This is a genomic window from Capnocytophaga stomatis, from assembly GCF_002302635.1.
GTDB classification, from domain to species: domain Bacteria; phylum Bacteroidota; class Bacteroidia; order Flavobacteriales; family Flavobacteriaceae; genus Capnocytophaga; species Capnocytophaga stomatis.
The window spans coordinates 522,101-540,002 of the sequence record NZ_CP022387.1 but is presented as its reverse complement, the minus strand read 5'-3'; the positions used below and the strand labels follow the sequence as shown (position 1 = coordinate 540,002).

The following is a 17,902-nucleotide window of genomic DNA, read 5'->3' as shown; positions in this document are numbered from 1 at the left end:
CTAACTATGGAAAACAAAACATCTTTGGGGAATAATATTTATTACAACCCTTTTAAACCACAAGATAAATCGTATTTTTCGGGTTATCTCAATGTAGCAATGGAAAATATAGATAGTGTATTTAGAGAGCTGGGAAAAAGATTAAAAGGTAAAGAGTACACTTGGGAGAATTTTTTTGATGCTATTTTTAAGGAAAATATTTCATTGGTGGAATACGAAAGGTATGTGAAATTGCTTTCGGATTATTTCCCTATGGCTCGTCTTTTGGATAAAAAAGAAGCTCCTATAAAAGAACGAAAAGAAAATTTTAAAAAGAATTTTAAAGGCATTATAAAAGCGGTAAGAGATTTAAGAAACTTTTATACGCATAAGGAACACGGAGAGGTAGAAATTACAGATGAAATATTTGGCGTATTGGATGAGATGCTGAAAAGCACGGTTTTAACGGTAAAAAAGAAAAAAGTAAAAACCGATAAAACAAAAGAAATCCTGAAAAAAAGCATAGAAAAACAATTGGATATTTTATGCCAAAAGAAATTAGAATATCTAAGAGACACAGCAAGAAAAATAGAGGAGAAGCGTAGAAATCAAAGAGAAAGAGGAGAGAAAAAATTGGTAGCTCCATTCGAATACAGTGACAAAAGGGATGATTTAATAGCAGCGATTTACAATGACGCTTTTGATGTTTATATCGATAAGAAAAAAGATAGCCTAAAAGAATCGAGCAAAACAAAGTACAATACCGAAAGTTACCCTCAGCAAGAAGAGGGGGATTTGAAAATTCCAATTTCGAAAAACGGAGTGGTCTTCCTGCTTTCTTTGTTTCTCTCCAAACAAGAAGTACACGCATTCAAATCTAAAATAGCAGGGTTTAAGGCTACGGTTATTGATGAAGCAACGGTATCTGAAGCAACGGTGAGCCATAGAAAAAACAGCATTTGTTTTATGGCTACGCACGAAATTTTCTCGCATTTGGCTTACAAAAAATTGAAGCGAAAAGTGCGAACTGCTGAAATCAACTATGGTAAGGCAGAAAATGCTGAACAGCTTTTCGTTTATGCTAAAGAAACTCTAATGATGCAGATGCTCGATGAATTGAGCAAAGTACCCGATGTGGTCTATCAGAATTTGAGCGAAGATGTACAAAAAACTTTCATCGAAGATTGGAACGAATACCTAAAAGAAAACAATGGCGATGTAGGGACAATGGAAGAAGAGCAGGTAATTCACCCAGTGATTCGCAAGCGTTACGAAGACAAATTCAATTATTTTGCCATTCGTTTTTTAGATGAGTTTGCTCAGTTCCCTACGCTTCGTTTTCAGGTGCATTTAGGGAATTATCTTCACGATTCTCGCCCTAAGGAAAATCTGATTTCCGACCGAAGAATAAAAGAAAAAATCACCGTTTTCGGCAGGCTTTCGGAATTGGAACATAAAAAAGCATTGTTTATAAAAAATACCGAAACCAACGAAGATAGAGAACACTATTGGGAAATTTTTCCTAACCCCAATTATGATTTTCCTAAGGAAAATATTTCCGTTAATGATAAAGATTTTCCTATCGCAGGTAGTATTTTGGACAGAGAGAAACAGCCTACCGCAGGGAAGATAGGGATAAAAGTGAAATTGCTCAACCAACAATACATTTCAGAAATAAATAAAGCCGTAAAAGCCCATCAGCTCAAGCAAAGAAAAGCCAGCAAGCCGTCTATTCAGAACATTATAGAAGAAATAGTGCCAATCAATGGAAATAATCAAGAAGAAATTATTGTTTTTGGTGGGCAACCCACGGCTTATCTGAGTATGAATGACATCCATTCCATTCTGTATGAGTTTTTCGATAAATGGGAGGAAAAGAAAGAGAGGTTAGAAAAGGAAGGTGAAAAAAAATTAAGAAAGGAAATTGGAAAAGAGTTAGAAGAGAAAATCGTAGGAAAAATTCAAGTTCAAATTCAGCAAATCATAGATAAAGACACCCACGCCAAGATATTAAAACCTTATCAAGACGGAAATTCTACTGCTATCGATAAAGACAAATTGATAAAAGATTTGAAGCAAGAGCAAAACATTCTACAAAAATTAAAAGACGAACAAACGGCTCGTGAAAAAGAATATAAAGAATGTATTGCTTATCAAGATAAAAATAGGGAGATAAATAAAGTCAGAGATAGAAATCATAAACAATATTTAAAAGATAACCTTAAACGAAAGTACCCTGAAGCTCCTACACGAAAAGAAATTCTTTATTATCAGGAAAAAGGGAAAGTAGCGGTTTGGTTGGCGAATGACATCAAACGCTTTATGCCTACCGATTTCAAAAACGAATGGAAAGGGGAGCAGCACAGCTTGTTACAAAAATCGTTGGCGTATTATGAGCAATGTAAAGAGGAGTTGAAAAATCTTTTGCCTGAAAAAGTATTTCAGCATTTTCCTTTTAAGTTGGGAGGATATTTTCAACAAAAATATTTGTACCAATTTTACACTCGTTATTTAGATAAACGGTTGGAATACATCAGTGGGTTGGTGCAACAAGCCGAAAACTTTAAATCCGAAAATAAAGTCTTCAAAAAGGTAGAAAATGAGTGTTTTAAATTTTTGAAAAAACAAAATTATACTCACAAAGGCTTAGACGCTCAGGTTCAGTCCATATTGGGATATCCGATTTTTTTAGAAAGAGGATTTATGGATGAAAAGCCTACGATAATTAAAGGAAAAACTTTTAAAGGAAATGAAGCTCTTTTTGCCGATTGGTTCAGGTATTACAAGGAATATCAGAATTTTCAGACATTTTATAATGCGAAACAATATCCGCTTGTAGAATTGGAAAAAAACCAAGCAGACCGAAAACGAAAAACCAAAATCTACCAACAAAAGAAAAACGATGTGTTTACACTTTTGATGGCAAAACATATTTTCAAATCGGTATTCAAGCAGGATAGTATTGACCAGTTTTCATTAGAAGATTTGTATCAATCTCGAGAGGAACGCTTAGAAAATCAGGAAAAAGCCAAGCAAACGGGTGAGCGAAATACCAACTATATTTGGAACAAAACCGTTAATTTAAACTTGTGTGACGGAAAAATTACGGTAGAAAATGTAAAGCTAAAAAATGTAGGAGATTTCATAAAATATGAATACGACCAAAGGGTTCAAGCTTTCTTAAAATATGAGGAAAATATAGAATGGCAGGCGTTTCTAATCAAAGAGAGTAAGGAAGAGGAAAATTATCCGTATGTAGTAGAAAGAGAAATAGAACAATATGAAAAAGTGAGAAGGGAAGAACTGCTGAAGGAAGTCCATCTTATAGAGGAGTATATTTTGGAAAAGGTAAAAGATAAGGAAATATTAAAAAAAGGGGATAATCAAAATTTCAAGTACTATATTCTCAACGGACTTTTAAAGCAACTTAAAAATGAAGATGTGGAGAGCTATAAGGTATTCAACTTAAATACTGAACCTGAAGATGTGAACATTAACCAACTAAAACAAGAAGCAACCGATTTAGAACAAAAAGCTTTTGTTTTAACCTATATTCGTAATAAATTTGCACACAATCAGTTGCCTAAAAGAGAATTTTGGGACTATTGTCAAGAAAAATACGGCAAAATAGAAAAAGAAAAAACCTATGCCGAGTACTTTTCCGAGATATTTAAAAGGGAAAAAGAAGCACTGATAAAGTAAAATATAGGATATTACACTCCTGATAGACAGTTTTATACACTCATTTTTTGGCATTGAGGTTGGAACTGCTCTCATTTTGGAGGGTAATCACAACGTAACTGTAAAGGATGCAAAAGTGCCTAACGTTGGAACTGCTCTCATTTTGGAGGGTAATCACAACCCATAATTGAGTAATATGCCTCTTGTGGTAGTTGGAACTGCTCTCATTTTGGAGGGTAATCACAACAAGGTGTCGGAATAATATATAAGCCCAGATGTTGGAACTGCTCTCATTTTGGAGGGTAATCACAACTAGCACTACTTTTGCACCACAAAACAAATAGTTGGAACTGCTCTCATTTTGGAGGGTAATCACAACTCTAATGGTTTAGCCGTTGCAGGTGTACTCGTTGGAACTGCTCTCATTTTGGAGGGTAATCACAACAAAGGCGAGTGATACATCACTAATGCAGATGTTGGAACTGCTCTCATTTTGGAGGGTAATCACAACCAAAAAATTAAACAATCGTTCGTGTGATGTGTTGGAACTGCTCTCATTTTGGAGGGTAATCACAACTAGATTTGATTGGGTCTCTTGTGTAGTCTAGTTGGAACTGCTCTCATTTTGGAGGGTAATCACAACGAGCAAAGCTCATTGTACGCGAAAGCCAATGTTGGAACTGCTCTCATTTTGGAGGGTAATCACAACATTACAATAAATTTAACGAAGCTTTATCGAGTTGGAACTGCTCTCATTTTGGAGGGTAATCACAACACCGAAACCCATAGTTTCGATGGCAGAAAGGTTGGAACTGCTCTCATTTTGGAGGGTAATCACAACAGAAAAGACCTTTGTTCAAGAGATGAAAAAGTTGGAACTGCTCTCATTTTGGAGGGTAATCACAACTAATGGCTATTTCGTTATATCCGAAAGAAAGTTGGAACTGCTCTCATTTTGGAGGGTAATCACAACAAGACATTACGGCGGAAAAACAGAATATATGTTGGAACTGCTCTCATTTTGGAGGGTAATCACAACAATACAGTCGATTGGAACGAACAAGACAAGGTTGGAACTGCTCTCATTTTGGAGGGTAATCACAACAAGGATTCGTTTGAGAAAATCCGCTCAATGGTTGGAACTGCTCTCATTTTGGAGGGTAATCACAACTAAAAAACAAGGAACTAAAAGCCAAAATCGGTTGGAACTGCTCTCATTTTGGAGGGTAATCACAACAGAAATCGAAAAGATTAAAAAAGTCTTTAAGTTGGAACTGCTCTCATTTTGGAGGGTAATCACAACCACAGGACATACCACCATTACAGCACTCGAGTTGGAACTGCTCTCATTTTGGAGGGTAATCACAACAATTTTTTTATCTAACACATCATCAGCCCCGTTGGAACTGCTCTCATTTTGGAGGGTAATCACAACCAATAACACTTCTTAGACTCTTAGCTTCTGGTTGGAACTGCTCTCATTTTGGAGGGTAATCACAACTATTTTATTTTTGAAAAAAAAACGAATTAGGTTGGAACTGCTCTCATTTTGGAGGGTAATCACAACGCCCAGGCGGCTGATACCCAAACCGCTGCCGTTGGAACTGCTCTCATTTTGGAGGGTAATCACAACTTGACAACTTTAAACCACTTACCGAAGAAGTTGGAACTGCTCTCATTTTGGAGGGTAATCACAACTAGAGTTTTTTACAAACCAAGCATTTCTTCGTTGGAACTGCTCTCATTTTGGAGGGTAATCACAACACTGATATGAGTGAAGAAGAAAGAATTTTAGTTGGAACTGCTCTCATTTTGGAGGGTAATCACAACTTCAAATCTGTCGGACTTTTTCTTTCTACTGTTGGAACTGCTCTCATTTTGGAGGGTAATCACAACAAAGCCCTGTATGTTCTTGTACAAATTGTTGTTGGAACTGCTCTCATTTTGGAGGGTAATCACAACCTTTTTCTATCTCTAAAGGAACAAAAAATTGTTGGAACTGCTCTCATTTTGGAGGGTAATCACAACAGTTCTACCATAAAAGGATTTTCTTCATACGTTGGAACTGCTCTCATTTTGGAGGGTAATCACAACGGATAGAGTAAGCAAAGGTAGAGGTATGACGTTGGAACTGCTCTCATTTTGGAGGGTAATCACAACCCGACCTTTGCAACATTGATATTTCTTTGGGTTGGAACTGCTCTCATTTTGGAGGGTAATCACAACTACTTTCATTCACAGTCAGTATATCATTCAGTTGGAACTGCTCTCATTTTATTCGTGAGTTTTCATTTGTTTTTTAAAGGAACTCATGAATGCACAGCATTTGGAGGGTAATCACAACTCTCCTCTTCGTAGTCTTTAAGCCATTTGCGTTGGAACTGCTCTCATTTTGGAGGGTAATCACAACCGTCTTGATTTGTTCGTTTTCTGCCAACAAGTTGGAACTGCTCTCATTTTGGAGGGTAATCACAACTATAATTAGTAATAGTAATTAAACCAGCATGTTGGAACTGCTCTCATTTTGGAGGGTAATCACAACAACTAGCTACTAGAGAAGCTACGTGATTGTGTTGGAACTGCTCTCATTTTGGAGGGTAATCACAACAATGTCCTAATTCAGCATAAAACTCATTTTGTTGGAACTGCTCTCATTTTGGAGGGTAATCACAACTGGCGTTACAAATTGCCCTCGCACAGGAAAGTTGGAACTGCTCTCATTTTATTCGTGAAGTTTTATTTGTTTTTCAAAGGAACTCATGAATGCAAAGCATTTGGAGGGTAATCACAACATTAATCATAAAGATAATCAAATATTTTATGTTGGAACTGCTCTCATTTTGGAGGGTAATCACAACTTCGCTCCAAAATAACGAGCATCAATTGAGGTTGGAACTGCTCTCATTTTGGAGGGTAATCACAACGACCAATGGGGGTATGATGTACGTGTTCGCAGTTGGAACTGCTCTCATTTTATTCGTGAGTTTTTTATTTGTTTTTCAAAGGAACTCATGAATGCACAGCATTTGGAGGGTAATCACAACTTTCTAATCTGTGCTTCTACAGAAGCTAACGTTGGAACTGCTCTCATTTTGGAGGGTAATCACAACAAGTGGTCAAGGTTACAAGGTTACCTCTGTGTTGGAACTGCTCTCATTTTATTCGTGAAATTTTATTTGTTTTTTCAAAGGAACTTATGAATGCAAGCATTTGAAGGGTAATCACAACATTTTATTTAACGCAAAACCTCCCGATGTACTTCATCGGGAGGTTTTTATTTTTCTGTTTTTGTGTGAAAAGTGTTACAAATTATGTTTTTGAATTTATATTATTGGGACAACACGTGCGGAAATTAATAAGAATTTTATTTTTAATTATTTGATTTTTAGTGTTTTGTGTGAAGTGTGAATTGAGGTTTCCAACTCAAAAGCTTAGTTCTGAGCCAATCTGAAAATTTAAAACCATAAATCTGGGAAAAAATATGAAGAATGTGAGGAAGGAATAAAAATCATTCGATATTTTTGGGTGTAAAAAAGGGTGTAAATCTCGTAACTACTTGATTTACACCCTTTACTGCGGAGAGAGAGGGATTCGAACCCCCGGACCTGTTACAGTCAACGGTTTTCAAGACCGCCGCATTCGACCGCTCTGCCATCTCTCCGATTGCACTTGTTGTTTCACTTATGCGGTTGCAAATGTACAACAATTTTTAATATTCGCAAATTATTTTTAGTTTTTTTTACCTATTTCTTTGCATTTTATATACAAAAAATTGTCAATCAGTCAGATAAAATGAATGTTTAATATGTTTTTTGATTAATTTCTTTTCAAAAACAACCATATTAAAGACAGAAAAATATCCTATTTTTGAAAAATTATTCGCTTACCTCAGGATAAATTAAATCATCAATTACGGTAAATTCAATTTTTTTATCATCGTTGATGTGATATTTTAACAACAATTCTCCCCAATTTTCACCATCAGAAAAATCACAAATAATCCACTTGTTATTTAAAATTTTGATTTTATTGATTTGAAATGAACCATTTTTGGATTCAAAACGAACCAAAGTATGTTGTTTTTTACCAGCATTTGTCTTCAAAATTGCTGAGGTTATCAATTCTGTCGGACTTTTTATTCCCATTTTTGCAAAATAATCCAAAGCATAGTTATTGTCTTCAAGATTGAAATACTTTAATTCACTCCTTTCTATGGCTAATTTTCGGATGGAATCAATCAGAATTTCCTTTTCATTTGCAGAAAAAGATTTTTCTGAGTAATTTTCTATTTTTTTGGGTAATTCAATGGCGTTTTTTTCTTTAGTTGTAAATAAAAAGATGTTTAAAATCGCTGAAATTACAAAAAGTACAATAAAAATATTTTTATTCATTGTTGAAAGATTTTTGTTCTTTAAGGTTTATGATTTTCAAAACGTTATGATTTCTGAGGTAGGAGTGTAAAATATGCCTGTTCATCAGGGAGTTGGGTAGGGGAGTTATCAGGTTTTCAATGATTTCCAATTGTAAAAGCTGATAATTCAAGTTGAAAAACCCATATCCTTTGATGTTTCCATCAGTTATGAGAATAATACTTTTTCCACTGGTATTTCTGCCTTTGTCAATAATCGCAACATTCTGATTTACAAATCCGTACTTTTTTAAAACGTTCGAAGCCCTTTCGTTGTACTGTTCAACGGGTTCAAGCTCCAAGCAAGCTCCAAGGCATTTTCCTATAGTGTAGTTATGGCAATTTTTTCGTGCTTGTGAAAGGTTTTGAAATTTAGGGCATAACTGAAATTCTTCAGTAATCTGATACAGAAAGTTTTGAGCCTGATGTTGTGTTTCAAAAGTGGTGATGAAATTATCATTAGCTTCAATTAATTTCGTTGAAAAACAGAGATAACCTGCTTTGTTGAAATGCGTTGTTAGTATATAATTGATATTGTTTGTTTTATATTTGTTTCCCCGATTGAATTTTGGGTTATTTTGCCGAACTTCCTCAATTTCTTTTAGTTTTGCAATTAACTCATTTCCAGTTTCTTCGTATGTTACTGAATAGGTGTTCCTTTGTAGAAACTGATTTCTTTTCGTTGGGGAGGTAAATAACTGATTTATACGCTTTTTTATGTTTTTATGCCTTCCGATATAAATGATTTTTCCTTCCTTATTGTGCATATAATAAACCCCAACACGTTCAGGCAGCTCATCTATAATTCGGATATGTCTTGAAGTCATTTCCTGTTGTGAATCATTTCGTAATGAGGTGGTTATGATATTCTTTTTTGAATCTTTTTCAAGAAGATATTTAAAAAGTTTCACCGTAGCCAAGGCATCTCCTGAAGCTCTATGTTGCTCACTTACAGGAATTCCCAATGAACGGGATAGTTTTCCTAAGCTATAAGATTCTTTTCCGGGGATGAGTTGCTGGGCGAGTTCTACCGTGCATAAAGAAGTTCGAGAGAATTCATATCCTAATCTGCGAAATTCAGTTTGCAACACGCGATAATCGAAACTTGCATTGTGTGCTACAATGATGCAGTTTTCTGTAATTTCAACAATTCTTTTGGCAATTTCATAAAATTTTGGTGCATTTCGCAACATTTTATTATTAATTCCTGTTAGTTTTGTTACAAAAGGCTGTATTTCTCTTTCAGGATTAACTAAGGAGATGAATTGATCAACCACTTCGTGACCGTCATAACGATAAATGGCAATTTCCATAATGCCTTCTTCGTTGTATTTCCCTCCAGTGGTTTCTATGTCCAGAATTGCGTACAAAAATTTGTGAAGATTTTTCTGAGAATTATAGGGTAGAACGCATAAATTAGATGTTCAACCGCAAAAATACGTGCAAATATAAGTAAAAAATCTTAAAAATTGTGGGAAGTAAAATGATTTTGAAATTTCTGATTGAAGAATTGATATGTGAAATCTCTCTTTCGTGCCAATTTACTATTTTAATATTCAGGAAATTGGCAAAATAGAAATTTTAAATAAAAAAAAGAGCAAGATTATCTCGCTCTTTTGTGCTTTATTTCGGATTGTATTATCGAATCTCTTTGATACGAGCTTTTTTACCGGTAAGCCCTCTGAAATAGTAGATTCTTGCACGTCTAACTTTTCCTCTTTTGTTAACTTCAATTTTTTGAAGAGCAGGCATATTGAAAGGGAAGATACGCTCAACACCAACCGTTCCTGACATTTTTCGGATAGTAAATGTTTCAGTCGCTCCACTTCCTTTGCGTTGAATTACAACTCCTTTAAAAAACTGTGTACGTTTTTTGTCTCCCTCTTTAATCTCATAATACACTGTAATAGTGTCTCCTGTTGAAAATTCAGGAAAATCTTTTTTTGCTACAAAGTTATCCTGTACGTACTTTAATAAAGATTCCATAAAAAAATAAAAATATTATATAGTTAACATTGGGCAACATATCACGTCTTTCGCCAGAGGTTACTCCAAATCGGGTGCAAATTTAGATATTATTTTTGAAAAAACAAGTTTTCTTACTTATTTAACTTCTTTAATTTCCATATTTTCGTATTTAACGATATAAACTCCTTGATTTTCATATCCTCCACCTCGGTAAGGATTTCTTAAATATGCAAATTTGTTTTCAAGGAAAGAAGTTTCGCCCAATTGATTGTTTGAGTCGTTAAAATTACCCGTAACTCCCAATCTCAGAATGGTATCCATAGTAATGTCGAAGCCTCGAACAGCATATTTATTTGGTAAAATTCCGTATGTTTTTAAATATCTTTTTGAAAAACTATCATTCCCGTCCGAATATTTGTTGAACGTAGGAAATGTGAATTGCAAGTCAGATAACTGATTGTTAGATAGGCTACTGGAATCATAAACACTTCCTCTGTCAGTTGTCATCAAAATAATTTTAGGAGAAACGTTATCCTTTTTGCTCTGCATCACATTATGTAAAACTCGTACTGCATTGGAAACGAAGCCAATTTCGTTAGATTGAACAATAGCAACATTTTCGCGAGAATAATCCAACGCATTCGGAACCGAATTTACAGTAATTTCAGTAACTACTTTGGCATTCGGGAAACTTTGTTCTAATTTCTCACGAACGGAAGTATTATTTACATCTGCTAAAATCAAAATGTTTGCATTGGCATATTTTTGCGAGATAAATTGTATCATTTTACTTTGCTGAACACTTTCCGTAGGCAATGTTTGGTAAACATTTGGTTTCAGTTCGATGTTTTTGTTGGAGAGCGGTGCCAAAATAGCCACATTCGGATTTGAAATTGAAGCTGAAATTGCGTTGAAAGATCTGGCAGAGAAAGGTCCGATAATCACTTGCGATTTTTGGATGTTTTCATTTGAAGCCATTCTTTGTATTTCTTTTTCTGTTTTTTCGCTATCAAACACATTTACACGGAATTTATATCCCTTTTTTTGCAATGAATCAATGGCAATCAACGCTCCCGAATAAAAATCCGTAGCAATGGGAGTTACTCTGTTGTCGCTCAAACGCCCTTTCAAGGTAGCCATTTTGTCAGTTTCGCCAACTATATCGGAAATTCTGAAAGGCAAAATAAATGAAATTTCTTTCACATTTTCAGCAGATGCAATGGAAAGCATTTTTTGAGTAGAATCTTCAAAGAGTTGATTTTCCACCGCGATGACTTCCCCTTGTTTGTATCGTTCAAAATTTTCTCTCGGAATCCAAATTTGTGAGTCGGATTTCAGCCCGTCTTTCAGTTCAGGATTCAGTTTAATAATTTCAGCTTCGGAAATTCCGAATTTGCGTTCCAAACTGTAAAAACCTTCCGCTTTTTCAACAGAGTAAAGAACAAGGTCTTGACTGTTAGTGTTTTTCGGTAGGGAAGGAGTGTGTGTTTCTGACGCAGGAACCCAAATTTCTTGTCCTTCACGGAGGTTTTCAGCAGTCACTCCGGGATTCATTTTTTCAAGTTCATCTTGGCTTATGTTATGATTTTTTGAGATTCTCCAAAGAGTTTCCTGTGGCTTAACCACATACTTTCTTTGCCCCTGAATTCCTTTCTGAATCATTACGGAAGCTTTCTCAAAAACAGGAATAGAGATAGTTTCTCCCTCCAACAAACCTCTGCCGTAAAGGTCAAAGTTATAGCGTTTTAGGTCGTCAATTGAAATACCATATTTTTGTGACAAACCGAAAAAAGTTTCTTTTGCTTCTACTTTATGCGATTTGAATCCCAAAGGTTTTTGAGTGCTGTAATATTTTACTTTTCCGGAAGGAATGTAAATGACCATATCCTTTTTTAAGCCGTTTTTCAGTTCCGGATTTTTCTTGATGATGTCAGAAGGCGAAACACGGTACGTTTTTGCAATACTTTCAATGTTTTCGTTTTCTTTCACATTGTGAGTTTGTTGCTGAGCAAATCCTATCCCGAATGAAAAAATAAATCCTAATATAAATAAATTCTTCATAAAGAGTTTATAATTAATTTTTTACGTATTATTTTTAATTTGGAAAATTAAGTAATCCAAACCACAAATATACTATATTAATTAGAAATAAAGATATTAACCTAAAAAAATAGCATATTTTTAAGTTTTTTGAAGTTGAAATTCATTTGAAGAAAAAAGAAAAGTGAAGAATAAAAACACTGTTTCTTTTTCTTCACTTTTAATTATAAATTGCTTATTCCCATTCAATTGTGGCTGGTGGCTTTGAGCTTATGTCGTAAACTACTCGGTTTACGCCTTTTACCTTGTTTATAATTTCGTTCGAGATTTTTTGTAAGAATTTATATGGCAAATCAACCCAATCGGCAGTCATTCCATCAACGCTTTCTACGGCACGTAAAGCAACTACTTTTTCGTACGTACGCTCATCTCCCATTACTCCTACACTGTTGATAGGTAGTAAGATAGCTCCTGCTTGCCATACTTTGTCGTACAATCCGTGTTCTTTAAGTCCGTTGATAAATATAGCATCAACTTCTTGTAAAACGCTTACTTTTTCGGCTGTAATATCTCCCAAAATACGAATTGCCAATCCTGGTCCTGGGAAAGGATGTCTGCCCAACAATTCATCATCTATGCCAAGAGCTCTTCCCACACGACGAACTTCATCTTTGAAAAGCATACGTAAAGGTTCAACTACCTTAAGTTTCATAAAATCAGGAAGTCCGCCAACGTTGTGGTGAGATTTGATGGTTGCAGAAGGACCTTTTACCGATAGTGATTCAATTACATCAGGATAAATAGTTCCTTGTCCTAACCATTTAGCGTCTTCTATTTTATGTGCTTCATCATCAAATACTTCAATGAATACTCGTCCGATTGTTTTTCGTTTTTCTTCTGGGTCGGATTTTCCGGCTAAGGCATTTAAAAAACGCTCCGAAGCATCAACTCCTTTTACGTTTAATCCCATACCCTCGTATTGTTTCAAAACATTTTGGAATTCATTTTTGCGAAGTAAACCATTATTTACAAAGATGCAATGTAGCTGATTTCCAATTGCTTTATTTAGTAAAACGGCAGCCACAGTCGAGTCCACACCTCCCGAAAGTCCTAAAACAACTTTTTCGTTGCCAACTTGCTCTTTTAAAGACTGAATAGTCATTTCCACGAAATTATCCGAAGTCCAAGTAGGTTTTACTTTTGCAATTTTAATTAAAAAATTTTCCAAGAGTTTTTTTCCGTCAATGGAATGCGAAACTTCAGGATGAAACTGAATTGCGTAAGTGTCCTCGCCTTCAATACGATAGGCTGCATTTTTTACGTCAGAAGTACTTGCTAAGCAAATTCCACCGGTAGGAAGTTCTTTGATTGTGTCGCTGTGACTCATCCAAACTTGGCTTCCTTGTGAAATTCCGTCAAAAAGAGGTTCGTTCTTTTCAATGAAAGATAAATTGGCACGCCCGTACTCGCGTATTTTTGAAGGAGTTACATTTCCGCCGTTAAAATGTGCCAAATATTGTGCACCGTAGCAAACCGCCAAAACAGGTTTCTTTCCTTTAATTTGTGATAAATCAGGATGAAGGGTGTCTTCTCCTCGTACCGAATAAGGTGAACCTGAAAGAATTACAGCTGAAAATTCATCTAAGTTTTCAGGTAAATGATTAAAAGGATGAATTTCGCAGAAGATATTAAGTTCTCTGACTCTTCGTGCAATTAATTGTGTGTATTGCGAACCAAAATCTAAAATTAAAATACTATTATTCATTGAATTATGGGTTGTCTGTTAATTGTAGTTGAATAAAAACATCGGCAAAATTATGAATTAATGTTGAATTATGGTAATATCAGACCATTTATTTGTAAGATGTCTTTTTGTAGCAAACGTGATAGATTTGAACAAGAAAGGGAGTATTGTATATCTGAAGTGTGTAAAGTTTATACATTTAAAATCGTTTTACACACTTTATTACACAGTGTGTAAATTTTTTTTAATAAATAAATATTTTTATTTTATGTTGATTATCAGTGTTTTAGTTTGTTTTTATTGAGATGTCTTCAAAATGGCACACTATTTTCTATGATGAGAGCGTAACTTTGAGATGATAAATGATAGGTTACAACAAAAAATTATAAAACTAAATTACAAATTGCTATAAGAAACATTGTTTAGATGAGATTACTCATTAATCAAAGATTATCGAAAAACAATTACTTTAGGTAAAATCATTTATTAAACTATTCAAAAGTCATTGAGACAAAATTTTATGAAAAAAACTTACTTTTTTGAATAGTTAAATGATTGAAAATAAATAAATTTGGAGTTAGTAGTAGTATTTATATGCATTGTGAAAAAGGACTTTTTCGTGAGAAAAAGTCTTTTTCGTTTTAACATACTTTTTATTTTGAAATTTGTATATTTGCCTCCAATCGAAAACTTATAGCAAATTTTTCACATTAAAAAAATTGATGAGTATGAATCCTATTCTTTTGGTAGAGGATGATATTACGTTTGCAAAAATGTTAACTCGTTTTTTGGAACGAAACGGATACAGAGTAGAAGAGTGCGGTACTTTAGAAGAAGCCAAGAAAAAAATAAGTCCTTTTACAAAAATGGTTTTCACGGATTTGCGTCTTCCCGATGGCGATGGAATCATTTTACTTAAGGAAATCAAAGCCTCATATCCTGAAATTCCTGTGATTGTAATGACGGGTTACGCCGAGGTTTCCACAGCCGTTGAAGCAATGAAATTAGGAGCATTTGACTATATATCAAAACCTTTTCAGCAAGAAGACGTACTGAATGTAATCAAAAATGCAGACAAATCAAAATCTCCAAAAATCATAACTCCTTCTTTGCCAAGAGTAAGAGAGGAGAAAGAATTGAAATTACCTGAAAAAGACACTTCTTTCGTGGAAGGTGTCAGCCTTGCGTCGAAGAAATTGAATGAATTTATCAGTTTGGTTGCTCCTACTGATATGTCAGTTTTAATCACGGGAGAAAGTGGCACGGGGAAAGAAGTGGTCGCAAAGTCAATTCATCTTAAAAGTGAAAGAGCCAACAAACCTTTCATCGCAGTGGATTGCGGAGCTATTCCTAAGGAAATTGCATCAAGTGAATTTTTCGGACATATAAAAGGTTCATTTACAGGGGCAATTAGCGACAAAAAAGGACATTTCGAGGAAGCTAACGGAGGAACGATTTTTCTGGACGAAGTGGGAAATTTGAGCTACGAGAATCAAATACAACTACTTAGGGCTCTGCAAGAAAGAAGAATAAAACCGATAGGAAGTTCTAAAGAAATTGAGGTAGATATAAGAGTTTTGGCGGCAACCAATGAAGATTTACTTACAGCTGTCGAAAAAGGGCAATTCCGAGAGGATTTATACCATCGTTTGAATGAATTTTCCATAAAAGTGCCGTCTTTGCAAGAGCGTAAAGATGATTTGATGATTTTTGCATCTCATTTTCTGGAGGTTGCGAATCAAAAATTACGTAAGCAAATCTATGGTTTTTCTGAAAAAGCAGTGCAAAGAATGCTTTTGTACCCTTGGAACGGAAATTTGCGAGAGCTTTCTAACGTGATAAAAAGAGCTACGTTATTGGCTCAAGGGAACTACATTACAGAGGATGATTTGCCAGAAGAAATAGTTTCGGAAACACATAATGTCATTGCCGAAAAAATATCTTATTCGACTAAGGATAATGAAAAGGAACTAATCATAAGTGCCTTAAAAGAGTCACAAAATAACAAAACAGAAGCCGCAAAACTATTAAATATAACTCGTAAAACGCTCTATAACAAGCTTAAAGCCTACGATATAGATTTGTAATTTTATAAATTTATATTGTGGCATTATTTTTGATGGAGGGAGAATATTAATTTATTTAACTATTTTAGAATTATGATGAAGAAAATTATTGCAATCGCTGCTTTTGTTTTGGTAAATGTAAACTTATTGTCAGCCCAAGAAATAAAATGGATGACTTTCAATGAAGCTATTGCAGCTCAGAAAAAGAATCCTAAGAAAATTTTTATGGATGTTTACACAGTTTGGTGCGGACCTTGCCAGCAGTTGGAAAAGAAAACCTTTAAAAACAAAGATGTAGTAAATTACATCAATGAGAATTACTACGCGGTTAAATTCAATGGAGAAGGAAACGAAGTGGTAGATTACAAAGGTCAGAAATTTGAAAATAAAGGATATGACCCTGCCAGAGCTGAACGCAGAAATGCATCGCACCCGTTTGCAAGTTATTTGCAGATTCAGGCGTACCCAACAATGCTGTTTTTTGATGAGAAAGGTGAATTCCTTCAACCACTTAGGGGGTATTTTTCGCCAACTGAAATAGAAATATTTTTGAAATTATTTGCTAAAGATGATTTTAAAAATATCAAATCTCAAGAAGATTTCCAAAAGTATCAAGCTAATTTTAAAGGAACATTTAAAGAATAAATACTTTTTCATAGTTAATTAGGTAGCCCTTGAACGATTTGTTCCGGGGCTTTTCTTTTAAAAAAGATTTAGTTAAGCGGATAAAAATTTAGAAAACGACTGAAAAAATAATTTTTTAATTCCTTATTTAGTCAAAATTTTTTATCTTTCGCAAAAAATAGATAATACGAAAATATGCCTAAAATATTAATCATTGAAGATGAACCGGCTATCCGAAGAGTACTCAAAAAAATTTTATTAGACGAGAATAAAGAGTACGAAGTAGATGAGGCTCCCGATGGGGCAGAAGGCTTGGAAAAAATCAAAAAGGAAGATTACGATTTGGTTTTGTGCGATATAAAAATGCCAAAATTGGATGGAATGGAAGTCCTTACTTCCACGAAGAAAATTAAGCCTGAAATTCCGTTTGTGATGATTTCAGGACACGGAGATTTGGAAACCGCCGTAAATACAATGAAATTAGGAGCTTATGATTATATATCAAAGCCACCGGATTTGAATCGTTTGTTGAACACTGTCCGTAATGCGTTGGATAAGAAGGAATTAGTTGTTGAAAATAAGCGTTTGAAAAAGAAAATCAACAAAAATTACGAAATGATTGGCGAGAGCGACGCCTTGCAACAAATTCGCCAGATTATCGAAAAAGTAGCTCCTACGGAGGCGCGTGTGTTAATAACTGGCTCAAACGGAACGGGTAAAGAGTTGGTGGCACACGCTTTACACGAAAAAAGTGAACGTGCCGGAGCTCCGATGGTGGAAGTTAATTGTGCAGCAATTCCTTCTGAATTAATTGAAAGTGAGTTGTTTGGTCATATAAAAGGAGCATTTACATCAGCTGTTAAAGACCGTGCCGGAAAGTTTGAGGCGGCTCATAACGGAACAATTTTTTTGGATGAAATTGGTGATATGAGTTTGTCCGCACAAGCTAAAGTGTTGAGAGCCTTACAAGAAAATAAGATTTCACGCGTGGGAAGCGATAAGGATATTAATGTAGATGTTCGTGTGATTGCTGCCACTAACAAGGATTTGAAAAAGGAAATTTCAGAAGGACGTTTTCGAGAAGATTTGTACCATCGGCTTGCTGTTATTCTGATAAAAGTTCCTTCCTTGAATGAAAGGCGTGATGATATTCCTCTTTTGATAAGTCATTTTTCTGAAAAAATTTCGGAAGAACAAGGAATTTCTCCTAAAAAGTTTGATAAAAAAGCAATTGAATTGTTGCAAAAACAAGATTGGACAGGAAATATTCGCGAGCTTCGTAATGTGGTAGAGCGTCTGATAATCCTTGGAGGCAAGGAAATTTCCGAAGATGATGTGAAAAGCTTTGCAGGAAAATAATTTGAGTTATTTTCTAACAATTGATTTTTTATT

At 34.8% G+C, this 17,902-nt stretch carries 10 protein-coding genes, 1 tRNA gene and 2 CRISPR repeat arrays; of the genes, 5 read left to right on the top strand and 6 right to left on the bottom strand.

What is annotated here, in order from left to right; genetic code table 11:
- The first annotated feature begins 6 nt into the window (after window positions 1-6).
- Window positions 7-3,681 carry a type VI-B CRISPR-associated RNA-guided ribonuclease Cas13b gene (gene cas13b / locus CGC58_RS02405; RefSeq protein ID WP_095894963.1) on the top strand — a complete coding sequence of 1,225 codons (3,675 nt, stop codon included), beginning with the start codon at window positions 7-9 and terminating at the stop codon, window positions 3,679-3,681.
- Window positions 3,682-3,739: 58 nt separating this feature from the next.
- Window positions 3,740-5,886: direct repeats of the CRISPR family, unit length 36 nt; unit sequence GTTGGAACTGCTCTCATTTTGGAGGGTAATCACAAC.
- Window positions 5,887-6,033: 147 nt separating this feature from the next.
- Window positions 6,034-6,334: a CRISPR direct-repeat array (repeat unit 36 nt; unit sequence GTTGGAACTGCTCTCATTTTGGAGGGTAATCACAAC).
- 89 nt (window positions 6,335-6,423) lie between these two features.
- Window positions 6,424-6,675: a hypothetical protein gene (locus CGC58_RS02400; protein WP_095894962.1), complete on the top strand. Its 252-nt coding sequence runs from the start codon at window positions 6,424-6,426 to the stop codon at window positions 6,673-6,675.
- Window positions 6,676-7,236: 561 nt separating this feature from the next.
- Here the strand turns inward: CGC58_RS02400 and CGC58_RS02390 are convergent.
- From CGC58_RS02390 to guaA, 6 genes are all read right to left on the bottom strand, one after another.
- Window positions 7,237-7,321, bottom strand: a tRNA-Ser gene (locus CGC58_RS02390).
- Between the two features lie 214 nt (window positions 7,322-7,535).
- Window positions 7,536-8,051 carry a hydrolase gene (locus CGC58_RS02385; RefSeq protein ID WP_095894960.1) on the bottom strand — a complete coding sequence of 172 codons (516 nt, stop codon included), beginning with the start codon at window positions 8,049-8,051 and terminating at the stop codon, window positions 7,536-7,538.
- On the bottom strand, window positions 8,044-9,438 hold the full coding sequence (locus CGC58_RS02380) for an exonuclease domain-containing protein (protein WP_095894959.1): 1,395 nt from the start codon (window positions 9,436-9,438) through the stop codon (window positions 8,044-8,046). Before CGC58_RS02380 ends, CGC58_RS02385 begins: the two co-directional genes overlap by 8 nt.
- 268 nt (window positions 9,439-9,706) lie before the next feature.
- Window positions 9,707-10,054 carry a 50S ribosomal protein L19 gene (gene rplS, locus CGC58_RS02375; protein WP_018278940.1) on the bottom strand — a complete coding sequence of 116 codons (348 nt, stop codon included), beginning with the start codon at window positions 10,052-10,054 and terminating at the stop codon, window positions 9,707-9,709.
- A gap of 117 nt (window positions 10,055-10,171) precedes the next feature.
- Window positions 10,172-12,097, bottom strand: coding sequence for a LysM peptidoglycan-binding domain-containing protein (locus tag CGC58_RS02370; protein ID WP_095894958.1), 1,926 nt, complete (start codon window positions 12,095-12,097; stop codon window positions 10,172-10,174).
- 214 nt (window positions 12,098-12,311) lie between these two features.
- Window positions 12,312-13,841, bottom strand: a complete 1,530-nt coding sequence (gene guaA / locus CGC58_RS02365; protein ID WP_095894957.1) for a glutamine-hydrolyzing GMP synthase — start codon at window positions 13,839-13,841, stop codon at window positions 12,312-12,314.
- A gap of 707 nt (window positions 13,842-14,548) precedes the next feature.
- On the opposite strand from guaA, the gene CGC58_RS02360 reads away from it, so the two are divergent.
- The 3 genes from CGC58_RS02360 (at window position 14,549) to CGC58_RS02350 (ending at window position 17,869) form a co-directional block, all read left to right on the top strand.
- A complete protein-coding gene (locus CGC58_RS02360) occupies window positions 14,549-15,907 on the top strand; it encodes a sigma-54-dependent transcriptional regulator (RefSeq protein ID WP_095894956.1) in 1,359 nt (452 codons plus the stop codon).
- 72 nt (window positions 15,908-15,979) lie between these two features.
- Complete coding sequence (locus CGC58_RS02355; protein ID WP_095894955.1) at window positions 15,980-16,531, top strand: thioredoxin family protein; 552 nt, start codon at window positions 15,980-15,982, stop codon at window positions 16,529-16,531.
- Window positions 16,532-16,705: 174 nt separating this feature from the next.
- Window positions 16,706-17,869 (top strand): sigma-54-dependent transcriptional regulator, encoded by a 1,164-nt coding sequence (locus tag CGC58_RS02350; protein WP_095894954.1) that lies wholly within the window; start codon window positions 16,706-16,708, stop codon window positions 17,867-17,869.
- The last annotated feature ends 33 nt before the right edge of the window (window positions 17,870-17,902 follow it).